We start from the raw sequence: 22059 nt of genomic DNA, 5'->3' as shown, positions 1-22059 counted from the left end.
TAGTACATGTCTCCTTTATCTTTCATAGGCTGTAATGTAACATATTAAAGAAAGGAGAATGTCGATGTACTGCAGACCACCAAAAGTGTTGCCAGCAGTAGTTCATCCTACAAAACATTGTGTTCAGCACGCTTTCTCGACAACTGAGGTTCCACACATTCATCCAACTCATAATACATTGGTAAACCACCAAATGTTTCAACATAAGCATTATTATCCGCAGACCCAATCAGTTGTAAATGAGGTATCGCATCAGCACTTTAATGCAGGTCCAATGGGACCAGGACCAGGAGTAGCAGGAGCAGCTATGCCTGGATATCCAACTGGTGTGGCAGGGGCAATGGCGCCAGGATATCCAACAGGTGTAGCGGGGGCAATGGCACCAGGGTATCCAACTGGAGTCGCAGGTGCGGCTGCACCAGGATATCCTGATAATGTCGCAGGAGCAGCCATGCCAGGCAAGCCATATCCTTCAAATGTTGCTGGAGCAGCCATGCCAGGCAAGCCGTATCCTTCGAATGTTGCAGGGGCAGCAATGCCTGGTAAGGAATACCCAATGTTTGGCAGATAACCAGGAAGCAAGGGGTGATCCCTTGCTTCTTTTAAATTTCTATGTTTTATAAAACTCGTAGATCTAAGGATATTGCTTGCATTTTAGGATGTTTTCTGTGATTGTATATAAAATAAGAAATTTCTACCTGTAATTCTTGAATAAAACAGGTATAATAGTGCTAGTTATAAGGGAAGTTGACCATTATGAAGGTTGTTTATTGCACAGGTTATAAAGGCTTTGAATTAGGAATTTTTCAAAAAGATCACGATGCAGTCCGATATATTAAAAAGGCATTTGAAAAAGAACTGCGTCTTTTATTAGATGAAGGGTTAGAGTGGGTCCTTTCTTCCGGTCAGATCGGAGTTGAATTATGGGCACTTGAGGCTGCCATTTCATTAAGACAAGAGTTTCCCACACTCAAAGTAGGAGTCATTGAACCTTTTCAAGGACAAAGTCAAAAATGGAATGAAGCGAACCAGAACTGGTACAATGAAGTAATAGGAAATTTAGATTATGTTAATTCACTTTATCACCAGCCTTATAAAGGCCCATATATGTTTAGAAGACATCAGGAGTTTATAATACATAAGTCAGACGGGGCTCTGATCCTATATGACCCGGAACGCGAAGGAACACCAAAATATTTTTATGAAGCTGCGATCAACTTCCAATTGCAACATCCTTATGATGTCCGAACGATTTCATTTTATGACCTACAATTGGTTGTGGAGCAAGAAAATGAAGAATTTTAACAGGAATATTGATTTTTCTTAAATTGACAAAGTTTATGTTTTTTGAAAAAATATTGATGAAATGATGAGGTGACGAACGGTGTTATCAGATAAAATTAGACTTTCTGCAAAGGAAATTTTAGAAAAAGAGTTCAAAACAGGTGTCAGAGGATACAAACAAGAAGAGGTCGATAAATTTTTAGATATAATTATTAAGGACTACGAAACTTTTAGCCAAGAAATTGAAGAATTACAGCAGGAAAACCTCAGGTTAAAAAAACAATTAGACGAAGTTTCTAAAAAACAGCAACCTGTCCAGCAAACTGGGACAACAAACTTTGATATCTTAAAAAGATTGTCGAACTTGGAAAAACATGTTTTTGGCAGCAAATTATATGACTGATTGTTTTTACCATTTATGCAAGTGATTCCCTGTTGATAAATGTTTGTGAAACTTATATAATAATAATCCGGCGTTAACAACGTTCGGGTAATCGCTGCATAGATTCTGTGCAGAGGAAAGTCCATGCTCGCACGCAGCTGAGATGCTCGTAGTGTTCGTGCCTGACGAATTCATAAGTCAGGGCAGCTGGGTTCTTTTACTCGGCTGACGGCTGGGAAAGCACCTAAGTCCTTTATGGATATGGTGTGAATACCTATAAAAGTGCCACAGTGACGTAGTCTTGTGAGAAATCACAAGAGTGGAACGCGGTAAACCCCTCGAGCGAGAAACCCAAATTTTGGTAGGGGCATCTTCTGATCCGGAAATGAACGGACAGAAGGACAGCTTTTAGGCTGTAGATAGATGATTACCGCCTGAGTACGAGGCGAGAGCCGCATGAAGTACAAAGGTACAGAACATGGCTTATAGAACGTTGTTAACATTTAACTCTCCTTAATGGAGAGTTTTTATTTATACTTTCTACAAGTATAAAATTTTAGCAATGAAGCGTATTCAACACAGTCAAAATTTTAAGGAATAAAGTACGAAGGCCAGGATGGCCAAGTCGAGCGATACATTAGGACGTGGTGTTTCGAGAGTGATAAGCGCAACTAGGCAATCGCCTTCGCCTAAAGGCTTGGCGTTAGACAAGTTTTCTTTAGAATAAAAAGATTGTTACAAATTCAGGATAAGATTGTACATACCTAATGATTTGAATCAGAAACCCGTGAGGTGGAAAAGTGACCAAATATCAATTAATCGCAACTGCAGCTATGGGATTAGAAGCAATTGTAGCAGATGAAGTTAGAAAACTAGGGCTGGAATGTACCGTAGACAATGGAAAAGTGCTATTTCAGGGTGATGACCTTGCTATTGCCCGTACTAATTTATGGCTGAGAACGGCTGACCGGATTAAAATTCAAATAGGCGAATTTAAAGCAACAACTTTTGACGAACTTTTTGAAAAGACAAAAGTGTTGCCATGGGAACAATTCATTACGAAGGATAGTGAATTCCCTGTCTCAGGAAAATCAGTTAAATCGACTCTGTATAGTGTGCCAGATTGTCAGGCGATTGTGAAAAAGGCAATAGTAGAGCGGTTAAAAAGTCAGTACAGAGGGGTTCAATGGTTTCAGGAAACGGGAGCAAAAGTTCCGATTGAAGTTGCTATCCGCAAAGATGTTGTAACACTCACTATCGATACATCTGGCGCCGGATTACATAAGCGGGGCTATCGGATCCAACAGGGTGCTGCTCCATTAAAGGAAACACTTGCAGCTGCGTTGATCCAATTAACGAATTGGACGCCAGACAGGCCTTTTGTTGATCTTTTTTGCGGTTCTGGTACGATTCCAATTGAAGCGGCTTTGATTGGACAAAATATTGCCCCTGGTTTTAACCGTGATTTTTTAGCAGAAGAATGGGAAATGATGTCTGAAGGTGTTTGGGAAAGAGCCAGAGAAGAAGCAGAGGATCTAGCTAACTATGACCAGCGTTTAGATATCATGGGAAGTGATATCCAGCATACTGCAGTTGAAATGGCAAAACAAAATGCGCAGGAAGCAGGGCTTGCTGGTGTTATTCAGTTTAAACAAATGCAGGCAACCGATTTTACGACGACAGATTTGTATGGAGTTATTGTCAGTAATCCTCCATATGGTGAACGGATTAGTGACCGTCCTGGTGTGGAGAGATTATATCAGCAGCTTGGCCAGACTTTGGCTGATTTAGACACCTGGTCCTTATATTTTATTACTTCTCACGAAGAGTTTGAAAAGCATTTCGGCAAAATAGCTACGAAAAAAAGAAAACTATTTAACGGTTTTATCCGAACCGATTACTACCAATATTGGGGAAAAAGACCGCCTAGAAATTGAAAATCTGTAAGTAAAAACCCTTACTGGCTAAGTTTGGGTTTTTTATACATTATCCGACTTTATTCTTAACTATGGACGGAATAAAAACATGATTTTATACATACAATGTATTTGTAATTGGATGGAAAGGAAAATTTTCTCAAACAGGCAAAGGAGGGATGTTTTCTTGTCTCTGACACCGCAAGACTTTGAAAAAATATCAAAAGCACTTTCTCAAACGTTTGCTTTGGTTCAAACAGATACTAACGGGGAGTGTAAAGGGCTTCAAAATCTATCGATGGCTGAGGAGGAATTAAAACAGGCCTATTCTTACTGCCTTTCACAAAAGCCGCCATCTATGCGCAATCCTTAAAAAGCAGGATTGCGTTTTTATTTTGGCATAATTAGTATGTGTCAATCTTCAGAAAAATGGTAATATAGGTATGATTAACTAAATACTCAAAAGGGGGAGAAAACATGGCTGAGAAATGGAAAGAAGTAGAAAATGAATTTCGCAGATATATAAAACAAATTACAGCCTATAATGAGGCCATTTCTTTAATTTATTGGGATATGCGAACTGGAGCTCCAAAAAAAGGGATTGAACAGCGTTCAGAAGTTGTTGGGATGCTCTCCAGTACCGTTTATGACTTGTTAACATCAGATACTATGGCCGCTTACATAGCAGAGCTGTTAAGCCCGGATGCACAAAATCATCTTTCGCCCATCACATTGCAGGCACTCAGTGAATGTAAGAAGGAATATGAACTAAACAAAAAAATACCGAAAGATGAATATGAGGAGTATGTGATATTACAATCCAAATCGGAGCATATTTGGGAAGAAGCAAAAGCGAAGGCGGATTTTTCTCTATTCCAGCCGTATCTTGAAAAGCTAGTTGAGACAACGAAACGATTCATTAACTATTGGGGATATGAAGGACATCCTTATAATCGCCTCCTAGACTTCTATGAACCGGGAATGACCGTTGATGTACTTGACAGAGTGTTTGGCCAGCTAAGACAAGACTTAGTAAAGCTTGTAAAAGAGGTACAATCATCGGCAACCAAACCTGATCCTTCCATTCTGTTCTTTCCTTTTCCCAAGGATAAACAAAAATCGTTCAGTCTGGAAATTCTTAAAGGGCTTGGGTATGATCTCGACGCTGGAAGATTAGATGAAACTGTTCATCCTTTCGCAACAGGAATCAATCGAGGGGATGTTCGCATTACAACAAACTATAATGAAAAAGATTTTCGAACCGCTGTTTTTGGAACAATCCACGAGTGCGGCCATGCGCTTTACGAACAGAATATTTCTGCAGAATTGGATTGGACTCCTCTTGCTAGCGGAACGTCGATGGGTATTCATGAATCCCAATCTTTATTTTTCGAAAATTTTATCGGACGTCAATTTGGCTTTTGGAAGAAAAACTTTGCTCTATTGCAAGACTATGCAGATGGCCACTTAGATCATGTATCCCTGGCAGATTTTTATCGGGCCATTAACGAATCAAAACCTTCACTGATTCGGATTGAGGCCGATGAATTAACTTATCCACTGCATATTATGGTACGGTATGAAATTGAAAAGGGATTATTTAGCGGTGATATTCAAGTGAAGGATTTGCCGGAAATTTGGAATACAAAATATGAGGAATATCTTGGAGTTGTCCCAAGACATGATGGAGAGGGAGTTTTGCAGGATGTTCACTGGTCAGGAGGCAGCTTCGGTTACTTCCCGTCTTATGCGCTCGGATATATGTATGCAGCCCAATTTAAACATGCCATGTTAAAAGATTTGCCACACTTTAATGAGCTTCTTGAGGCGGGTAATATCCTTCCAATCCGAGAGTGGCTCACTGAAAAAATTCATAAACACGGGAAGATGAAAAAGCCATTAGAAATTTTGCTAGATGTAACCAGCGAGGAACTAAATGCCAAATATCTAGTTGACTATTTGCGTAATAAGTTCTCTGGTGTCTACCAGCTTTCTTAAATTTGTACAAAAGTCACCGACTCCTCTTTATTTCATATACTGTTTGAAAGGAAAGAGGGTATGTTCGGATGATTAAATATTATTGTAATTTTTGCAGATCGATTGCTGACGAACCAAGCATTTGCAAGTCTTGCGGAAAAGATGATTTTACCCAAATCAAAATATCTGTACAAAAACAGCCGAATTATGATGAAAAAAAGAAATAAGAGGGGCACCTGTCCCTCTTCTTTCATTGACTTTAGCATAAAGGAGAGAAGTGATTTGTTTTTACCTTCAATGAGACTCGATGGAAAAAATGCGATAGTGACTGGTGCTGGCCGCGGAATCGGACGGGCTATTGCAATTGGATATGCAGAAGCGGGAGCGAATGTAGCCTTGCTTTCGCGGACAGAAAGTGATTTACAAGAGGTTGCAAGTCATATTGAAAGACTGGGCAAAAAAGCAATAGTTTTGCCGACGGACGTCACCAATAGGAAAGAAGTCCAAAAATCAGTGGCTGCTGCTAAAGAGGTAATGGGAACATTAGATATCTTAGTCAATAACGCTGGCATGAACATCCGAACAAAAGCCCTTGAAGTAACTGACGAGGAATGGGAAAGAATTATGCAAACCAATTTAAAGTCAGCCTTTATGTGCAGTCAAGAAGCAGGTCATATCATGAAAGAGCAAAACCATGGAAAGATAATAACGATTGCATCTGTGGCGGGTCAGATTGCGTTAAGAACGGGTGTTGTTTATGCGGCAACAAAAGCGGCTCTAATTCAAATGACCAAAGTTCTTGCCTTTGAATGGGGGCAATATGGTATAAACGTAAATGCAATCGGGCCATGGTATTTTAGGACTCCCCTAACGAAAGCTTTGCTAGAAGATGAGCACTATGTACGGGATATACTGGCAGTTACACCTCTTAAACGGATAGGTGAGCTGCCTGAGCTAGTAGGACCGGCTGTTTTCTTAGCGTCAGAAGGGGCAAATTACATATCTGGCCAAACTATATTTGTAGATGGCGGAATGACAATTCATGGATTCTAATAAAGAAAACTCGCTGATTGGCTAGCCATAATGCGAAGATGATGCTTAGTTGCACTTATCACGCTCGAAACGCCACGTCCTAATGTATCGCTTGATTCAAGTCTCCTGCCCGCCGTACTTTATTCCCAAAATTGTAACTACGTTGATTTATAGCATTGCAATAAATTTATACTTTCTTAAATTGTTATAAAAGACGGGATCAATAGGCGGTTTAATGGCCTATTAGTCCCGTCTTTTTTATATCTTCTTTATTCCTCAACAATTAACCATATATTCATTTTATCCGAACCGCCAAAAGAGGCTGCCAGCTTGTAAGCTTCTTTGCAATTATATTGCGTTGGTTGTCCGACAATTGTTTGGGGCGGAGTGATGTCAACCTGAATTCCTTTTTCAGATAACAGAGTCGATAAATGCCCCCCAATCATATTCCCAAGTTCTCCTGAAAAAGATTCTACCATTTCACCCATTAGGGGCATACCAAACATTTTTTCACCTAACTGGCTATATGTAGATTCTTTTCCCTCAAGGATTAGTCTTGTAGGAAAATCACCGGATATTCCTATAAAAACTCCAATTTCTTCTTGCAAGAACGGTTCATTTAAAACCTCAGGCTGGTCAATTTCTAATTCAACAGGCAGAACTTGATGTACCGATCTTATTGTACTGTCCAATATGGTATCCCATTGATTTAATTTTTGCATCAATTTACCTCCGATTTTTATTAAACCATCCTTTGAATACTAGTTAAATTTTCTTAATGACGATATTACCATATAAAGGTTCGAAAAAGTATAAAAAATGAATGAAAATATCGTAAAAGCGTGATTTTTAGGTATATAGTCACAGGGTAATTTGGTATATTCCTGAAATAATTGGAAATATTACCTTCATACTGAACAAGAGTCGCATCAGAAGTTCAGCTAGGAAGGGTTGTGTATAATGGCGACGATTTTATCAGTTGCAGAGGTTTCGCCTCCACATATAATCTTGCAAAAGGAAGCAGCAGAATTTGCCAGAAAGATGTTTGAGCCGGCATTCAAAAATATCAATCGGTTATTGGAAGTATTTAAAAATGGACAAATTGAAAAAAGACATTTTATTAAAGACTTAGATTGGTATAAAGAAAAAAGATCGTTTTCCGAGAAAAACGATTGTTTTATTGAGTCTGCTGTAGATTTAGGAGCAAAGGCAATCCAGGATTGTCTGGAAAATCCTGAATATCTGAAAAATAAAGTCCGCTATGAAGAAATCGATGCAATCATTACGATTTGTACGACGGGACTGGCTACTCCAAGTATAGAAGCTAGGATTATGAACAAACTTCCATTTTCGCCTCATACGAAAAGAATCCCAATCTGGGGGTTAGGATGTGCTGGCGGTGTTAGCGGGCTGTCACGTGCCTATGAATACTGTCTGGCCAACCCAAAGGCGATGGTATTGGTATTATCGATAGAACTATGCAGTTTAACATTTCAGTATGATGATCTGTCCAAAAGTAATTTAATCGGGACTTCCCTCTTTGCAGATGGAATAGCCTGTACACTCGTTGCGGGACATGATGTAAAAGCGGATAAGTATTCCAAAAAACAAGCTGTTCCAAAAGTAATAGACGTTCAATCTACCCTTATGCAAGACTCTTTAGACGTAATGGGCTGGGATGTAAAGGATGAAGGGTTATATGTTGTATTTTCAAAAGATATCCCTTCCATCGTAAAGAAATGGCTGCGCCCTAATGTAGATCATTTTTTAAGTCAACATGGGATGGCAATTGGGCAAATCAATCAATTTATCGCACACCCAGGAGGAAAAAAAGTATTAGAAGCCTATGGGGAAGCACTCTCTTTAAGCAATGAAAAATTAGCTCCTTCATTTGAGGTCCTCAAAGAATACGGAAACATGTCTTCTGTAACAATTTTTTATGTATTAAATCGCATCATGAGAAAGGTAGAATCAGCTAATCAATGGGGGTTAGCGGTTGCATTAGGTCCAGGCTTTAGTTCTGAATTATTGCTTGTAAGGTGGGAACAGCTATGAAGCTTTTTTGGATGATGTTTAGCTTTTTAATTGCACAAAGGCTGATTGAATTATTAATAGCTAATAAAAACGAGAAATGGATGAGAAATCGGGGAGCCATTGAATTTGGAAGTGAACACTATGGATTAATGGTTGCGATGCATATAGCGTTTCTTTTTTCACTTCTGTTAGAAGTACACCTTTTTAAACAAGAGCTGCAACCTTTGTGGCCTTATTTATTAGCATTATTTATCGGGCTTCAAGCGATAAGAATATGGATTATTCAATCCTTGGGCAAATATTGGAATACGAAAATTTTGGTAATCCCACATGCACAATTAGTCAAAAAAGGACTCTATCAATGGATCAGGCATCCGAATTACTTAATAGTAACGTTTGAGCTTTTTACGATTCCATTTATCTTTCAAGCTTATTTAACACTGATTCTCTTTTTCGTATTAAATCAAATTATTCTCTCCATCCGAATTCCGCTTGAAGAGCAGGTTTTAACACAATGGACCGATTACGAAACAGAATTTGAAAAACAAGCAAGATTTTTTCCTATCCGAAGCAAAAAATAAACGAGTAAAAGCAGCGAATCGCTGCTTTTTTCAGTACAGTCGATATCAGTTTTCCCAAATTGTGGAGAGAAAGAGGTGTCTCTTGGCATAGGCAAGAATTTGTGTGAAAATTGAGGGAGAAATTTTAAAAACTGGGAGACTTAAGAGGATGACAACTTCTGCAAATCAATCCAAACTTTATATACAATATGCTAGTCCTTTATACCACTTATCTAGCCTAAGCTTAGAAGAGCAGAATGAAAAGCTGGTATTTCAAATAAAAGGTATCATGGATCGGCTCGCTGAAGAAAAAATATATATAGCTTTTTGCGGACATTACTCCGCCGGAAAGTCTAGCTTAATGAATCAATTATTTGGGAAAAACTTACTCCCATCAAGTCCAATTCCAACGAGTGCCAATACAGTAAAAATGAAGGACGGAAAGAAAGAAAAAGCCATCATTTCATATAAAAATGGGAAGCTCCATGAGCAAAGTCCGCTTGATATGGAAGAGGTAAAGCGTTTTTGTAAAGACGGACGTGAAGTGCTTCAGGTTGAAATCCAGACACCTTATCCAAATTCATTGCCAAAAAATCTGGTCTTCTTTGATACACCAGGTATCGATTCAACAGATGATGCTCACCAATTAGCAACGGAAGGAATGCTTCATCTCGCTGATATCATTTTTTATATGGTCGACTACCATCATGTGCAGTCCGATATTAATCTCCAATTTATCAGGCAATTAAATCAACACGGAAAAAAAGTTTGCCTGATTATAAATCAAATTGATAAGCATGCAGAAGAGGAAATTCCGTTTCAGGTGTTTAAGCAAAGCACAGAGGCGGCATTCAAAACAGGCGGTGCTCAATTAGAGCGAATCTTTTATACGTCGCTGAAAATAAAAAATCATCCCTTTAATGAGTGGAGTGATTTTTATCAATATTTAATCGAAATTGACAAACAAAGAGAGGAATGGTTAAGCAATAGTTTTTTATTAACATTGGATCAATTAACATCAGAGTGGGAACAGTTTGTCGATGATTTATTTGCGGAACAATTAACCGAGATGAATGCAAATCAAAGCGGACGCTCCGTTGAGCAGCTTAAAAAAGAATTAGAAGACTTATCCGAACTGGCAGCTAAGCTCGAACATGCGGGGGAGAGCGTTAGAAGTCATTTTCAGGGAGAACTGGCTAAAACGCTTCATAATAGTTATTTGATGGATTATAAAACCCGTGAGCTAGCTCAACAGTTTTTAGAATCTCTTCAGCCACACTTTAAAGTAGGATTGTTCTTTTCCAAAAAGAAAACAGAGGAAGAGCAAAAGCTTCGCGAAACCCGGTTCTATGAAAAAGTAAAAGAACAAGTCAAAACTCAGTTTGAATGGCACCTAAAACAGCTTGCACTGGCTTCAGTGCAAAAATTTGTGCCACAGTCTGCCGAATTGACAGCAAAAGCCCAGCAAATCCAAGTAAGTGTCCCGCCGTCTATTCTAAAAAAGATCTACAAAAGCGGGGCTTCCTTAACTGGGCAGTATTTGCTTCAATACTCCAGCGATCTCGAAAATGAAGTAAAAAAGATTGTGCAGCGTGATGCAAGAACCTTTTTAGAACAGCTTCTATTAACGTTTGACGAGACCATGCAAATTGAAAATCAAGAGATATCCAATAAAATACAGTCGGCTGAAAGTGAATTAGCTTTGCTTAAGCGAATCGAAGAAATCCAAGAGAAAAAGTCACAAATGGTATGGAGATGGCAAAAATATCGGGAATCCACAGAAGAAGTGACATGGAATCAGTGGGAACAGCAAATAGTCGGTCTTAGTTCCTGGCTTTTACAAAAACAAAAAGAAAGTCAGTTAGAAGAATTAATTGAAGCTGCGCCTGAGACAGAAAAAAATAATACTGACGCTGAACCGGCTGCACACAGTGCTGAGCAAAAGACCTATTCTCAAAATGACACGCTTTTATTATCGATTGCTGATGTGTTCGCACAGATTCCGGCTTTACGTTCCGTTGCAGAGTCTGTCTCGGAAAAAGCGAATAGACTAAAGCAGCATTCTTTTACTGTTACTCTGTTTGGGGCATTTAGTGCCGGCAAATCTTCCTTTATAAACGGCTTATTAGGAACTAAATTATTGCCGTCATCACCGAACCCAATGACGGCTGCTTTAACAGAAATTAAGGCCCCTGGTAAGAACAATTCGAACCGTTCTTTAATGATTCATTATAAGACAGAAAAAGAAATAACCCAGGAATTATCGGAATTACTTAAAATAGAACCGGATCTTGGAATTGATGAGATATGGAACCAGGCTTGCAAACAAATCAGTCATACGGCGCCGCACCCATTTTTGCAGGCTTTTGTGGAAGGATATCCAAATGTGAAGGGGAAATGGGGAATAAAGGAGACTGCTAATCTTGAAAAGTTAGCGATATTTGCTGTAAAGGAATCAGTCTCTTGTTTTATCAAGAAAATTGAAGTGTTTGTAGATCACCCACTTACAAACGCAGGAATGACATTAGTAGACACTCCTGGATCCGATTCCTTAAATACAAGGCACACGGGTGTAGCTTTTGAGCATATAAAAAATTCCGACGCCATTATCTATGTTTCTTATTATCACCATGCTTTTGGCAAAGCCGACCGTGAATTTTTGATTCAATTAGGCAGAGTTAAAGATACGTTTAGTCTCGATAAAATGTTTTTTATCGTCAATGCTGCTGATTTAGCTGAAACAGAAGAAGAAAGAACTGCTGTAGTGGAGTATGTTCAGCAGCAGCTGCTTGGCTTTGGACTCAGGAACCCGCGTCTTTTCCCTGTCTCCAGTGTTAATCGTCTGGCGAATCAAATCGGGAGCAAAGATCGTCTATGGGATGGTTTTATTCCATTCTTAAGCAGATTTCAGCCATTTGTTGAGCAGGATTTAAAACAGGTCACGCGAGAAGGTGCCTGGAAGGAAGTCAGTCGCGGGGTTCAAATGCTGGAATCCTTTATTGAGCTTCAAAATAAAGGTGAACAGGAAAAAGAAATGATTCAGCGTAACTTTGCTCAGAAACAATCTATTATTCTGGAAAAATTGAATAAAGATCGTTCGCAAGTGTATGAAAGCCGTCTTATTCAAGAAACAAACGAACTATTACACTATGTACAAAAAAGGGTATTACTTCGTTCAAGGGACTTTTTCAAAGAAACTTTTAATCCTACTAGACTGCAAGATGGAAATGGTCCAATCAAACCAAAACTCCAGGAGTCGCTGGATGAATGGCTGGAGCTAATCGACTTTGATTACACCCAAGAATTGCGGGCTACCTCCTTACGATTGGAGAAATTTGCAAACGAATTAATCCGGCAGTTTTATCAAGAAGTAAAAAATGACATTCATACAATCTTAGAGATTCCGTTTTCTGAACCTAATCAGATGAAATGGGAAACACCGTCATTTGGAAGTTTAAGGAAAGCGGCAAAGGATATTTCCTTCCAGCCGGCTCTTCAACTGTATAAGAATGCAAAAGCCTTTTTTGAAAAAAATGAAAAAGAAAAAATGCTAGATAAGTTAGCAGATATTCTCGAACCTCTTGCTTCTGCTTATCAGAAAGAGCAGGAAGATCTATTAATCAAGACATATGGATCTTTACTAGCGGGAGCATTTGAGCAGCTGAAAGCAAATATGAATGATGAGATAGAGGCCTTTATTTCCGGACAGTTATCTGCTTTAAACAGCGATGAAACAATTGAATACGAAAGCCTATTGAAACAAATTCAGAACTATATTTAAAAAGGGTGTGGAGAATTTGGAAATGGGGATCAATCGTGTGTTTGTAGAGAGTGATGAATTGCTGAAAAAGATTGAAAATCAGGAACATTTGACGATATTAGATTGTCGTTTCAATCTGCAAAAGCCACATGAAGGCAGAGAACTGTTTGAAGAATCTCATATTCCGGCCGCACAATATGTTGACCTTGAGCAAGATTTATCAGGAGAGGTAGAAGAGCACGGGGGAAGACATCCGCTGCCGTCCATCGAATATTTAGAAAAAATGTTTCGGGAAAAGGGAGTTTCACGGGAGATTCCTGTAGTTATTTACGACAATGGGAAATCCCCATTTGCTGCACGGTTGTTTTGGACTCTACGTTTTTTGGGTCACACTAGTGTATACGTATTACAGGGCGGATATAATAGCTGGCTGCGTTTACATTATCCGACAGAGAAGGGGCCTGCTCAAAATGTACAGGGGGATTTTAAAGCCGAGATTAAGAAAGAGATGCTAGCTACATTTACTGAAGTAAATGAGCTGGTCAAGACGAAGAAAGGGCATCTCATTGACTCAAGAGAATATCAGCGCTTTTTAGGCAATGAAGAGCCAATCGATAAAAAAGCTGGCCGCATTCCGACTGCGCTTCATTATTTTTGGGGAGATGTATTCGAGGATGATCGCTATAAAACACCTGCCCAGTTAAAGAAGCATTTTCAGGCGCTTTCACAAAGTGAACCAGTGACAGTATATTGCGGCAGCGGAGTTACAGCGGCACCGAATGTTTTAGCTCTATACCAAGCGGGCTATAAAAATGTTAAACTGTATATTGGGAGTTTTAGTGATTGGATTTCATATGATGATACACCAATTGAAGCAGGCGGATAAATAATAAAATGGAAAGAAGGGTCCAATGTGGAAAAACAACGATTATTAATAGTGGATGGAATGGCACTTCTTTTCCGTTCATTTTTCGCAACCTCAGTATTTAATCAGTTTTTTTATAATGAACGCGGGATTCCGACGAATGCTGTCAGCGGATTAGTGAAACATCTTGAAGCGGCAATTCGTCATTTTCAGCCTTCTCATATTTCAATCTGCTGGGATACCCCAAGCCGTACATTTCGCCATGATTTATATGAAGAGTATAAAGGAAACCGTTCCGCGCCGCCCGAAGAGATGGTTCCCCAGTTTGATCTAGCCCAATCAGTAACAGACCAATTAGGCTTTTATAACATAAAAGTTGAAGGATATGAAGCGGATGATTGTATTGGTGCACTCGCTTCCATGTATCGCGGTCAAAGTGAGGTTCATAGTGTCACAGGAGATAAGGATTTGCTTCAGCTCCTGCATGATGGTGTTGAAGTACACCTCCTGCAAAAAGGCGTAGGGTCTTATGACCGCTGGACGAAAGTAAGATTTGAAGATGAAATGGGACTTTCGCCGGAGCAATGGGCCGAAGTAAAGGCGTTCATGGGTGACCCAAGTGACGGGTATCCAGGCGTAAAAGGCATTGGGGAGAAAACAGCTATTAAAATTGTGGCAACTTATGGATCAATTCAAGCGGTTTTAGACAATATAGAGCAGTTAACTCCGTCATGGCGTAAAAAAATAGAGGCAGACCAAAAACAGCTGCTTTTATCCTTTCAACTCGCCAAAATAAACTGTGACGTACCGCTTACATGTTCTCTAGACGAATTAAATTGGCAATTTAATCATGAGCAATGGAGAAAAACTCTAATGGATCATGATATCAGAGGTTTACGGGCATTGCTTGCTCAAATTGAAAAGGAAGAGTACGCAGGATAATAGAGGGGCTGTCCCTATCATTCCAGCAGGAATAATGGGGAACAGCTCTTTTTTAAAAGTTAATTCTTGAAAATGAAAGTAATTATATCCTTGTATTACTTTTCTTAGCCCGATTTTCGAGCTGACTTTTAGGATCATCCGAAAATTCTTGGTCAAAGCCTTGTGGATTAACACCGGGTGATGCTTTTCCGCGATTTTTGTTGTTTTTCTTGCTCATGCTCCCACCTCCGTCTTCTTTATTTTTTCCCAAATCGATTGGCTTTATCGATTATTGTCGAAATCTCATCGCAATTGTCATTAAAATCAAGTACAATGATAAAGTATCCTAAAATTGTTGGGTGAGTTAAAGTGAAATCGGCTGGAGAATACATAGCATTTTTACAATCAAAAGGATTTAAGCTTGGAGAAGATGCGATTGCCTTTATTTTTTTTGGCAAAAAATTTACAAAAGCATCAGACCAGCTAGTAATTTGGGCACTTGAATGGACCTTGAAAATGAAGCAAACCTTTGATGGGAGTTTTTATCTTCTTCTTTTGGAAAGACTGGCAGAGGAGAATATTACGGATAAACAGGGCCTTTTGACATTTATGAAAGATAATGGGTTTTCAGCATAAAAAACAAATATTTGAAAAAGGTCCCGCGTTTATACTGGCGGGACCTTTTTTATACCTGTGAAGTATGGGCTGGCAGATTTGCTTTCTTCTTGGGCGTTGGCAGTTCAGAAAGAATCATTGACAAAAAGATGAGAAGACAGCCAATGGCTGCACTCACCGAGAGACTCTCTTTTAATACCACATAGGATGTTAGAGCTGCAAATATAGGCTCAAATGCAAAAATGATTGCTACTCGCGCAGCAGACGTATATTTTTGAACTTTTGTCTGGATAAAAAAAGCTAATGCGGTAGCAAGCAATGCTGTAACGAATAAGGCAAGTACTACATCAAATTGAAAAAGGTAAGCGGGCTGAAACGCCTTCTGCCAATCCTCCAGTATAAAAGCAGTCAATAACGATAGAATACCAACAGTGACAATCTGTACAATCGTCAGCAAGATTGCATCTAATTTAACTGAAAATTTGCCGGTAATAATAATATGAAAGGCAAAGCCAAAAGCACAGATTAAAACGAGGCCATCCCCATAGTTAAAACTGCTGCCACCAGTCATTGTCATCATATACAAACCTGTAACGGAAAGGAGACAGGCAATCCAGATCATCAAACGCGGCTTTTGTTTAAATAGAACTAAAGATGCAAGCGGAACAAGGACTACGCTAAGTCCAGTAATAAAGGCTGCTTTTGATGAAGTTGTGTAAACTAACCCAATGGTTTGGAATCCGTAGCCAAAATACAAAAATAATCCCATAATAAAGCCTGAAAGCAGAATTGATTTTTTATTCTCCACCGGTCTGTTCTTAAACAGAAAGTAAACCGGGATAACCATTATAACCCCAGCCAGTAAAAAACGCAGTGCATTGAATGTAAAAGGGGGTAAAAAAGAAAGGGCATTTTGTACGATAACAAATGTAGTTCCCCAAATAAAAGCTACAAACAACAGCCAAATATCAGCTGTCCACTGTGATTTACCGATCATGATAATCTCCTCTTTCTGATAGAAGAATCGCTTGCTTTGCTAAGCGATCTGCATTACCATTTTCTTTACTTGGAATCCATTTGACGAAACATAATGGAAAAGCTGATAATGCTTCAAGGCAGTGCTTAAGCAGCGGCTCATAATTTTTATTTTTAACAAATTGTTTTTCAACCGCATTTGCAACTAGCTGGGAATCAGTCCGGATTGAAATAATAGCCTCTTTATTGGGCATACAAATTTGTAAGGCATGGTAGAGGGCTAAAATTTCTGCTTCATGATTGCTTAAGGATCCTAAGGGAATCGAGTACTCTTTGACAGACTGACCATCTTTTATAAATATACCAGCTCCGCTAGGTCCCGGATCTCCTTTGCTAGCTCCATCTATGTATACTTCAAGCATAGTTGTACTCCTTTGACGAAAAACTAATGAATGAAACCAAAACATTATTGTTCATTATACATGTTCTCTAACTTCTTGAACATGGATTATATTTTATTAAAAAGATTTTTTAAAGCCTTAATTATAACGAGCTAATCAACAGATAAAAAGTGTTTGATACATAAAGGAGAAAAAGGGAATGAATGTTAAAATCCAATTCACCTACTTATCAAAAGAAAAAGTTGTGTTTGAGTCAGAATGGCTTCCTCTTGAAAAAGCGAATAGAGTAATTAGAGATTTAAGTGATACCAGCAAAATCAATGAAATTCAAGTGATTGATGAAAAAGGAATGGTGTGGACTCCGAAGGAAGCGAGAAAGCTTCTTGAAGTCAGGGCATCTGAACCCCATAATATCCGCTTATATTTTGATGCAAGCTTTGATCAGGCAACCGGGGATACAGGGGTTGGCTACGTATTATATTATAATATAGGGGAAAGTCAAATCCGCTTAAGAAGAAGCAGAAAATTATCCAATATTGAGCATAGTTCCGAAGCTGAATATATTGCTCTATATCATGTATTTGATTTAATTGAAGAAGAGGAACTTACCGGTTTCGATTGTACCATTTATGGTGATGCGAAAGGTGTAATTATGCAAATGATTGGAGAATGGCCATGCTTCGATGAAAACTTGAACCGTTGGCTAGACCGCACAGAGGAAAGGGTAAAAAAGCTCAAATTACAGCCCTCCTACCGTTACATTGAAAGAAAACAAAATATAGAAGCGCATCGTTTATCAAAAAAAGGAATGGAAGGAATTGAGCAAGACAGTAAGCTGGAACGGAATGGAGAGGAGGATCACGAATGAACAGAAAAGCTTTATTACAAGAGCTTGATGATATGGTTATGACTTATTGTAAGGGATGCTTTGTTCATAAAACCCTCAGAAAAGAGAATGGCAAAAGATATGCCCATCGCTTTTGTATTTCGAAATGTACGGTAGGTGAAAAATTACAGGAATATGGGAAGAAGCTTTAGGAGTTTCGATCAGAGACAGACTTATTCGACCTAATTTTGGCTAATTACAACACCCGAAAAATGTCAAATTCTTCAGTTTTGAAGGAATAACCCAATAAAAAGAGGCTGATTTTACAATCAGCCTCTGCTCATTTTTAAGTTTGATTTATAGTTTAACCACGTTAGCAGCTTGTGGTCCGCGATTTCCTTCAACAATTTCAAAAGAAACTTCTTGACCTTCTTCTAAGCTTTTGTAACCTTCGCCTTGAATTGCAGTGAAGTGTACGAATACATCGTCTCCGCCTTCAACTTCGATGAATCCAAAACCTTTTTCGTTGTTAAACCATTTTACTTTACCGTTTTGCATGTACTTAAATCCTCCTAAAACAAAGCACTTTCCGTGCCGTTAAAATAATTATCAATACACCAAAGCATTTGGTATAATGATGATTTAACTATACACAATCCAAGGAACGTAGTCAAGAAAGGCCGGGATTAATTTTTTTGGAACTGTTGGTGCTGTGCGTTGTTTTTAGAAAATGCTTCCTTAAATGGCTTGACAAAATAAAAAAACATATTGACATTAGGTCAATATCCCTTAAAATTTGGATAAGGCAAACTTTTATGAATGAATATAAAAATTATAGTATAAATAAAAAAACATGAACTAATTCAAAAACAGGCGCATATCATTATGTGAAAGCAAATTAAGATGGCCTGATTATTTTTTCTTAAAAAGTTGCCTTAAGGAAACTTTTTTAGAGACATGAAAAGGGAGGAGTAATTAAATGGATGAAGCAATTCAAGTCAAAGGTTTATCTGTTTCATACCATGGGGTCCAGGCAGTAAAAAACATAAGTTTTTCGGTGAAAAAAGGCAGTCTTGTCGGACTTATTGGTCCAAATGGAGCTGGAAAATCAACACTTTTAAAAGCATTATTAAACCTGATCCCAATTGATGCGGGAAAAATTATGATTAATGGAGGCACGGTAAAAGAAAATCGGAAAGCAATAGCCTATGTGCCGCAAAGAAGCCTGATTGATTGGACTTTTCCGATTACAGTATTAGACACCGTACTCCTTGGAACATATCCTTCCATTGGTTTATTTAAAAGGCCCAAAAAAACAGAAAAAGAGTGGGCTTTTCAATGTTTAAAGCGGGTGGGATTAGAATCATACAGTACGAGGCAAATCGGGGAACTGTCTGGAGGTCAGCAGCAAAGAGTTTTTTTAGCTAGAGCACTTGCACAAAAAGCAGATTTGCTCTTTCTCGACGAACCCTTTGTAGGCATCGATATGTCTAGTGAAGAGGCGATTATGGAGATTCTGAAGGATTTAATCCACTCAGGCAAAACAATTGTAGTTGTACACCATGATTTAAATAAAGTAATTGAATACTTCGATCAAGTTGTTTTAATCAATAAAGAGCTAATAGGGTTCGGTGAGAGTGAGCGTGTGCTGCGTTCAGAAATATTGTTAAAAGCTTATACAAAGCAAGTTCCGTTTTTAAATCAATTGGAGGTGAAACTATAATGGCTTTTCTTGAAGCGGTTATGCAATATGGCTTTTTGCAAAAGGCCTTATTTACCTCAATCATAGTTGGAATTATTTGTGGCGTAATTGGCTGCTTCATCATTTTAAGAGGAATGGCGTTAATGGGTGATGCGATTTCCCATGCTGTCCTCCCAGGAGTGGCTTTTGCTTACATGATCGGATTTCATTTCTTCATTGGTGCCGTTATTTCTGGCTTGTTCACAGCAATCGCCATCGGTTTTGTCAGTCAGAATAGCAGGATAAAACATGATACATCGATAGGAATTATGTTCACGGCTGCTTTTGCCCTCGGTATTATTCTGATTACGCTATTAAAAAGCAGTACTGATTTATACCATATTTTATTTGGGAACGTACTAGCTGTTAAATCTTCGGATATGTGGATAACACTTGGAATTGGAGCACTTGTTTTGATTTCAATTGCTGCTCTTTATAAGGAATTGCTGATCACTTCCTTTGATCCGACCATATCCACCGCCTATGGCTTGCCCGTAAAAGGTATCCATTATCTCTTATTGACATTGCTAACCTTAGTTACAGTAGCCTCATTGCAAACAGTAGGGATCGTATTGGTTGTAGCGATGTTAATTACACCTGCTGCAACGGCTTACCTTTTAACCAATCGGTTATCTGTGATGATTTTTCTATCAGTTGGTTTAGGAGTAATGGCTGCTATTGGAGGATTATACTTTAGTTTTACTTATAATTTAGCCTCGGGTGCAACGATTGTATTAGTGTCAACATTATTGTTTCTGCTTGCCTTTTGTTTTTCACCAAAACAAGGATTACTCTTGAGAATTTTACGCAAAAAAAGAATGGTGTAGAGGAGGAGTATGCTTGAAACATGTGGGGAAAATATTATTTGTAGGTCTCATCATAGCTTCTTTCTTAGCAGGTTGCAGGAGTGATACGGCAGTTCGTGAAGCTGATGAATCATTAGTTCAGGTTGTGACAACTAATTCAATCTTATATGATATCGTTAAAAATATAGGCGGAGAATTTGTGGAAATCCACAGTTTGGTTCCAATCGGAGCGAATCCGCATGAATATGATCCGCTTCCGCTAGATATACAAAAGACGCAGGATGCAGATGTTGTTTTTTACAATGGATTAAACTTAGAAGAAGGGAATTCATGGTTTGCAAAGCTAATTGAAACAGCGGGTAAAGAAGTAGATTCAGCTTCTGTTATTAAGTTAAGCGAAGGGGTTGAAGCGATGTATCTGTCTTCTCAAGGAAAGGAAGGAGAAGAGGATCCCCATGCCTGGCTAGATATACGTAACGGGATTAAATATGCCGAAAACGCAAGAGATGCTCTTATCAAAGTTGATCCTGAACATGCAGAAATTTACAGAAAAAATACTGAGGATTATATTTCAAAGCTGGAAATCCTTCATAATGATGCGATTGAAAAATTCACGCAAATACCTGAAGAAAAGCGGTTTTTAGTAACAAGTGAGGGAGCGTTTAAGTATTTCAGTGCAGCTTATAACTTTAACGCAGGCTATATATGGGAAATAAATGCGGAAAATCAGGGAACTCCTGAGCAGGTTGAACAAATTGTAGAACTGATTAAGAAAAATAATGTACCTGTATTATTTGTTGAATCTAGCATCGATCCCCGCAGTATGGAAATGGTTTCTGAGGAAACAGGAGTACCAATTGGGGGAACCCTATTTACAGATTCGCTTGGTGAAGAAGGCGAGACCGGGGATACTTACATTGGTATGATGGAATGGAACATTGATATCATTTTTGAACAATTGCATTCTAATAGTAAATAATATGGCTTGGAGATTGGCGTTGATTTTCATTAACGGTTGCTACATCCCTTTTCATAAAGTATACTGTTGAAATGAAAATGTTTGAAAATATTGGGGGTTAAGGGATGCCAACGCCAAGCATGGAAGATTATATTGAGCAAATTTATAACCTCATAGAGCAAAAAGGATACGCTAGAGTTTCGGATATAGCGGATTCTTTGTCTGTTCATCCCTCCTCTGTAACCAAAATGGTTCAAAAACTAGATAAAGATGGATATTTAGTTTATGAAAAGTATCGCGGATTAATATTAACTCCAAAAGGCAAGAAGCTTGGGAAGCGACTAGTGGACCGCCATGAATTGCTTGAACAATTCCTGAGGCTGATTGGCGTAAAAGAGGAACATATTTATAGTGATGTTGAAGGGATTGAACATCATTTAAGCTGGAATTCCATCGATCGGATAGGGGATGTCATCCAGTTTTTTGAAGAGGACAAAAAGAGACAGGAACAGTTAAAACTGATTCAAGAATCTTCAGATCAAATCAATCAAAACTAAAAGCAGATAGGTCAACTCCTTTATTCATTTAGAGTAAAAGAGTTGACTTTTTTCATAGGCTTGAGAATGTTTTCTTAAGCAGACATATCAACTTAAAAAGGCGGGAGCTCATTCATTAATCGATTTTCGGTATCAATTGAGTGAATTTTAGGCAGGGGCTGATCGTTTGGAATCAAATCATAGCCTCTTATTATGCCCTCATCAATTTCCTGAATAGCTTTACGGTAAGAAATAATTCTTCCTGAACTGGTTTGAAAGCTCATAATTTCTCCAAATGCGTTTTTTTGAACGGCAACTAAATACTCACCTTCCACTTTAAAACTCCTCGTATATTAGTAGTAAGAGCTCTTTCTAGTAGAATTTCCAGTTGATCCGGACAACTGGGGATCTATTGGATTCCTATAGGAAAGTGGTTGCCTTTCGGCTCCCTCACTCTTTTTGTTTTGCCC

25 protein-coding genes and 1 other RNA gene are annotated in these 22059 nt (G+C 38.6%); 20 read left to right on the top strand and 6 right to left on the bottom strand.

Annotated features, from left to right (window positions below):
- Positions 1-64 precede the first annotated feature (64 nt).
- The 8 genes from MLE14_RS02840 to MLE14_RS02805 all read left to right on the top strand — a co-directional run bounded on the left by MLE14_RS02840 (position 65) and on the right by MLE14_RS02805 (position 6612).
- A complete protein-coding gene (locus MLE14_RS02840; RefSeq protein ID WP_243296768.1) occupies positions 65-571 on the top strand; it encodes a spore coat protein in 507 nt (168 codons plus the stop codon).
- A gap of 185 nt (positions 572-756) precedes the next feature.
- Complete coding sequence (locus MLE14_RS02835) at positions 757-1305, top strand: DUF1273 domain-containing protein (protein ID WP_243296767.1); 549 nt, start codon at positions 757-759, stop codon at positions 1303-1305.
- 79 nt (positions 1306-1384) lie between these two features.
- Positions 1385-1687 carry a cell division regulator GpsB gene (gpsB, locus tag MLE14_RS02830; protein WP_243296766.1) on the top strand — a complete coding sequence of 101 codons (303 nt, stop codon included), beginning with the start codon at positions 1385-1387 and terminating at the stop codon, positions 1685-1687.
- A 79-nt stretch (positions 1688-1766) separates the two neighbouring features.
- Positions 1767-2157: RNase P RNA component class B (gene rnpB / locus MLE14_RS02825), an RNA gene on the top strand.
- 309 nt (positions 2158-2466) lie between these two features.
- Positions 2467-3603: a THUMP domain-containing class I SAM-dependent RNA methyltransferase gene (locus tag MLE14_RS02820; protein WP_243296765.1), complete on the top strand. Its 1137-nt coding sequence runs from the start codon at positions 2467-2469 to the stop codon at positions 3601-3603.
- 166 nt (positions 3604-3769) lie between these two features.
- Complete coding sequence (locus tag MLE14_RS02815) at positions 3770-3955, top strand: hypothetical protein (protein WP_243296764.1); 186 nt, start codon at positions 3770-3772, stop codon at positions 3953-3955.
- Positions 3956-4059: 104 nt separating this feature from the next.
- Complete coding sequence (locus MLE14_RS02810) at positions 4060-5580, top strand: carboxypeptidase M32 (protein ID WP_243296763.1); 1521 nt, start codon at positions 4060-4062, stop codon at positions 5578-5580.
- 261 nt (positions 5581-5841) lie between these two features.
- Positions 5842-6612, top strand: coding sequence for an SDR family NAD(P)-dependent oxidoreductase (locus MLE14_RS02805; protein WP_243296762.1), 771 nt, complete (start codon positions 5842-5844; stop codon positions 6610-6612).
- A gap of 248 nt (positions 6613-6860) precedes the next feature.
- Here MLE14_RS02805 and MLE14_RS02800 read toward each other — a convergent pair whose 3' ends face one another.
- Positions 6861-7313, bottom strand: coding sequence for a chemotaxis protein CheX (locus MLE14_RS02800; RefSeq protein WP_243296761.1), 453 nt, complete (start codon positions 7311-7313; stop codon positions 6861-6863).
- Positions 7314-7551: 238 nt separating this feature from the next.
- Here MLE14_RS02800 and MLE14_RS02795 point away from each other — a divergent pair, with 238 nt between their 5' ends.
- From MLE14_RS02795 to MLE14_RS22560, 5 genes are all read left to right on the top strand, one after another.
- Positions 7552-8646 carry a type III polyketide synthase gene (locus MLE14_RS02795; protein WP_243296760.1) on the top strand — a complete coding sequence of 365 codons (1095 nt, stop codon included), beginning with the start codon at positions 7552-7554 and terminating at the stop codon, positions 8644-8646.
- On the top strand, positions 8643-9206 hold the full coding sequence (locus MLE14_RS02790) for an isoprenylcysteine carboxyl methyltransferase family protein (RefSeq protein ID WP_243296759.1): 564 nt from the start codon (positions 8643-8645) through the stop codon (positions 9204-9206). The genes MLE14_RS02795 and MLE14_RS02790 overlap by 4 nt, the downstream gene beginning before the upstream one ends.
- A gap of 148 nt (positions 9207-9354) precedes the next feature.
- Complete coding sequence (locus tag MLE14_RS02785) at positions 9355-12966, top strand: dynamin family protein (RefSeq protein ID WP_243296758.1); 3612 nt, start codon at positions 9355-9357, stop codon at positions 12964-12966.
- A 22-nt stretch (positions 12967-12988) separates the two neighbouring features.
- A complete protein-coding gene (locus MLE14_RS02780) occupies positions 12989-13831 on the top strand; it encodes a sulfurtransferase (protein WP_243296757.1) in 843 nt (280 codons plus the stop codon).
- 27 nt (positions 13832-13858) lie between these two features.
- Positions 13859-14752, top strand: a complete 894-nt coding sequence (locus MLE14_RS22560; protein ID WP_243296756.1) for a 5'-3' exonuclease — start codon at positions 13859-13861, stop codon at positions 14750-14752.
- 82 nt (positions 14753-14834) lie between these two features.
- On the opposite strand, the gene sspL is transcribed toward MLE14_RS22560, so the two are convergent.
- Positions 14835-14969, bottom strand: coding sequence for a small, acid-soluble spore protein L (sspL, locus tag MLE14_RS02770; RefSeq protein WP_243296755.1), 135 nt, complete (start codon positions 14967-14969; stop codon positions 14835-14837).
- Between the two features lie 131 nt (positions 14970-15100).
- On the opposite strand from sspL, the gene MLE14_RS02765 reads away from it, so the two are divergent.
- Positions 15101-15367 (top strand): DUF6123 family protein, encoded by a 267-nt coding sequence (locus tag MLE14_RS02765; protein ID WP_243296754.1) that lies wholly within the window; start codon positions 15101-15103, stop codon positions 15365-15367.
- A gap of 49 nt (positions 15368-15416) precedes the next feature.
- Here the strand turns inward: MLE14_RS02765 and MLE14_RS02760 are convergent, their stop codons facing one another.
- Both MLE14_RS02760 and MLE14_RS02755 read right to left on the bottom strand, forming a co-directional pair.
- Positions 15417-16343 carry a DMT family transporter gene (locus MLE14_RS02760; RefSeq protein WP_243296753.1) on the bottom strand — a complete coding sequence of 309 codons (927 nt, stop codon included), beginning with the start codon at positions 16341-16343 and terminating at the stop codon, positions 15417-15419.
- Positions 16333-16743, bottom strand: coding sequence for an RNase H family protein (locus MLE14_RS02755; RefSeq protein ID WP_243296752.1), 411 nt, complete (start codon positions 16741-16743; stop codon positions 16333-16335). The genes MLE14_RS02760 and MLE14_RS02755 overlap by 11 nt, the downstream gene beginning before the upstream one ends.
- A gap of 178 nt (positions 16744-16921) precedes the next feature.
- On the opposite strand from MLE14_RS02755, the gene MLE14_RS02750 reads away from it, so the two are divergent.
- Entirely contained in the window at positions 16922-17590 is a 669-nt protein-coding gene (locus tag MLE14_RS02750; protein ID WP_243296751.1) for a reverse transcriptase-like protein, read from the top strand.
- Positions 17587-17760: a zinc-finger domain-containing protein gene (locus tag MLE14_RS02745; protein ID WP_243296750.1), complete on the top strand. Its 174-nt coding sequence runs from the start codon at positions 17587-17589 to the stop codon at positions 17758-17760. Before MLE14_RS02750 ends, MLE14_RS02745 begins: the two co-directional genes overlap by 4 nt.
- A gap of 145 nt (positions 17761-17905) precedes the next feature.
- Here MLE14_RS02745 and cspD read toward each other — a convergent pair whose 3' ends face one another.
- Positions 17906-18106, bottom strand: coding sequence for a cold-shock protein CspD (gene cspD, locus MLE14_RS02740; RefSeq protein WP_046524220.1), 201 nt, complete (start codon positions 18104-18106; stop codon positions 17906-17908).
- A 421-nt stretch (positions 18107-18527) separates the two neighbouring features.
- On the opposite strand from cspD, the gene MLE14_RS02735 reads away from it, so the two are divergent.
- From MLE14_RS02735 to mntR, 4 genes are all read left to right on the top strand, one after another.
- Complete coding sequence (locus MLE14_RS02735; RefSeq protein ID WP_243296749.1) at positions 18528-19271, top strand: metal ABC transporter ATP-binding protein; 744 nt, start codon at positions 18528-18530, stop codon at positions 19269-19271.
- Positions 19271-20116, top strand: a complete 846-nt coding sequence (locus MLE14_RS02730; protein ID WP_243296748.1) for a metal ABC transporter permease — start codon at positions 19271-19273, stop codon at positions 20114-20116. The genes MLE14_RS02735 and MLE14_RS02730 overlap by 1 nt, the downstream gene beginning before the upstream one ends.
- A gap of 13 nt (positions 20117-20129) precedes the next feature.
- The gene (locus MLE14_RS02725) at positions 20130-21074 is read left to right on the top strand and encodes a metal ABC transporter substrate-binding protein (protein WP_279326752.1); all 945 of its coding nucleotides are present in this window, start codon (positions 20130-20132) and stop codon (positions 21072-21074) included.
- Positions 21075-21178: 104 nt separating this feature from the next.
- Positions 21179-21610 carry a transcriptional regulator MntR gene (gene mntR / locus MLE14_RS02720; protein WP_243296747.1) on the top strand — a complete coding sequence of 144 codons (432 nt, stop codon included), beginning with the start codon at positions 21179-21181 and terminating at the stop codon, positions 21608-21610.
- A gap of 92 nt (positions 21611-21702) precedes the next feature.
- Here the strand turns inward: mntR and MLE14_RS02715 are convergent, their stop codons facing one another.
- The gene (locus tag MLE14_RS02715) at positions 21703-21924 is read right to left on the bottom strand and encodes a DUF3892 domain-containing protein (protein WP_243296746.1); all 222 of its coding nucleotides are present in this window, start codon (positions 21922-21924) and stop codon (positions 21703-21705) included.
- Positions 21925-22059 lie beyond the last annotated feature (135 nt).

The organism is Bacillus litorisediminis (assembly GCF_022808645.1).
Taxonomy (GTDB): domain Bacteria; phylum Bacillota; class Bacilli; order Bacillales; family JC228; genus Bacillus_BF; species Bacillus_BF litorisediminis.
The sequence above is the reverse complement of the archived record's forward strand: the minus strand, read 5'-3'. Positions and strand labels throughout refer to the sequence as shown.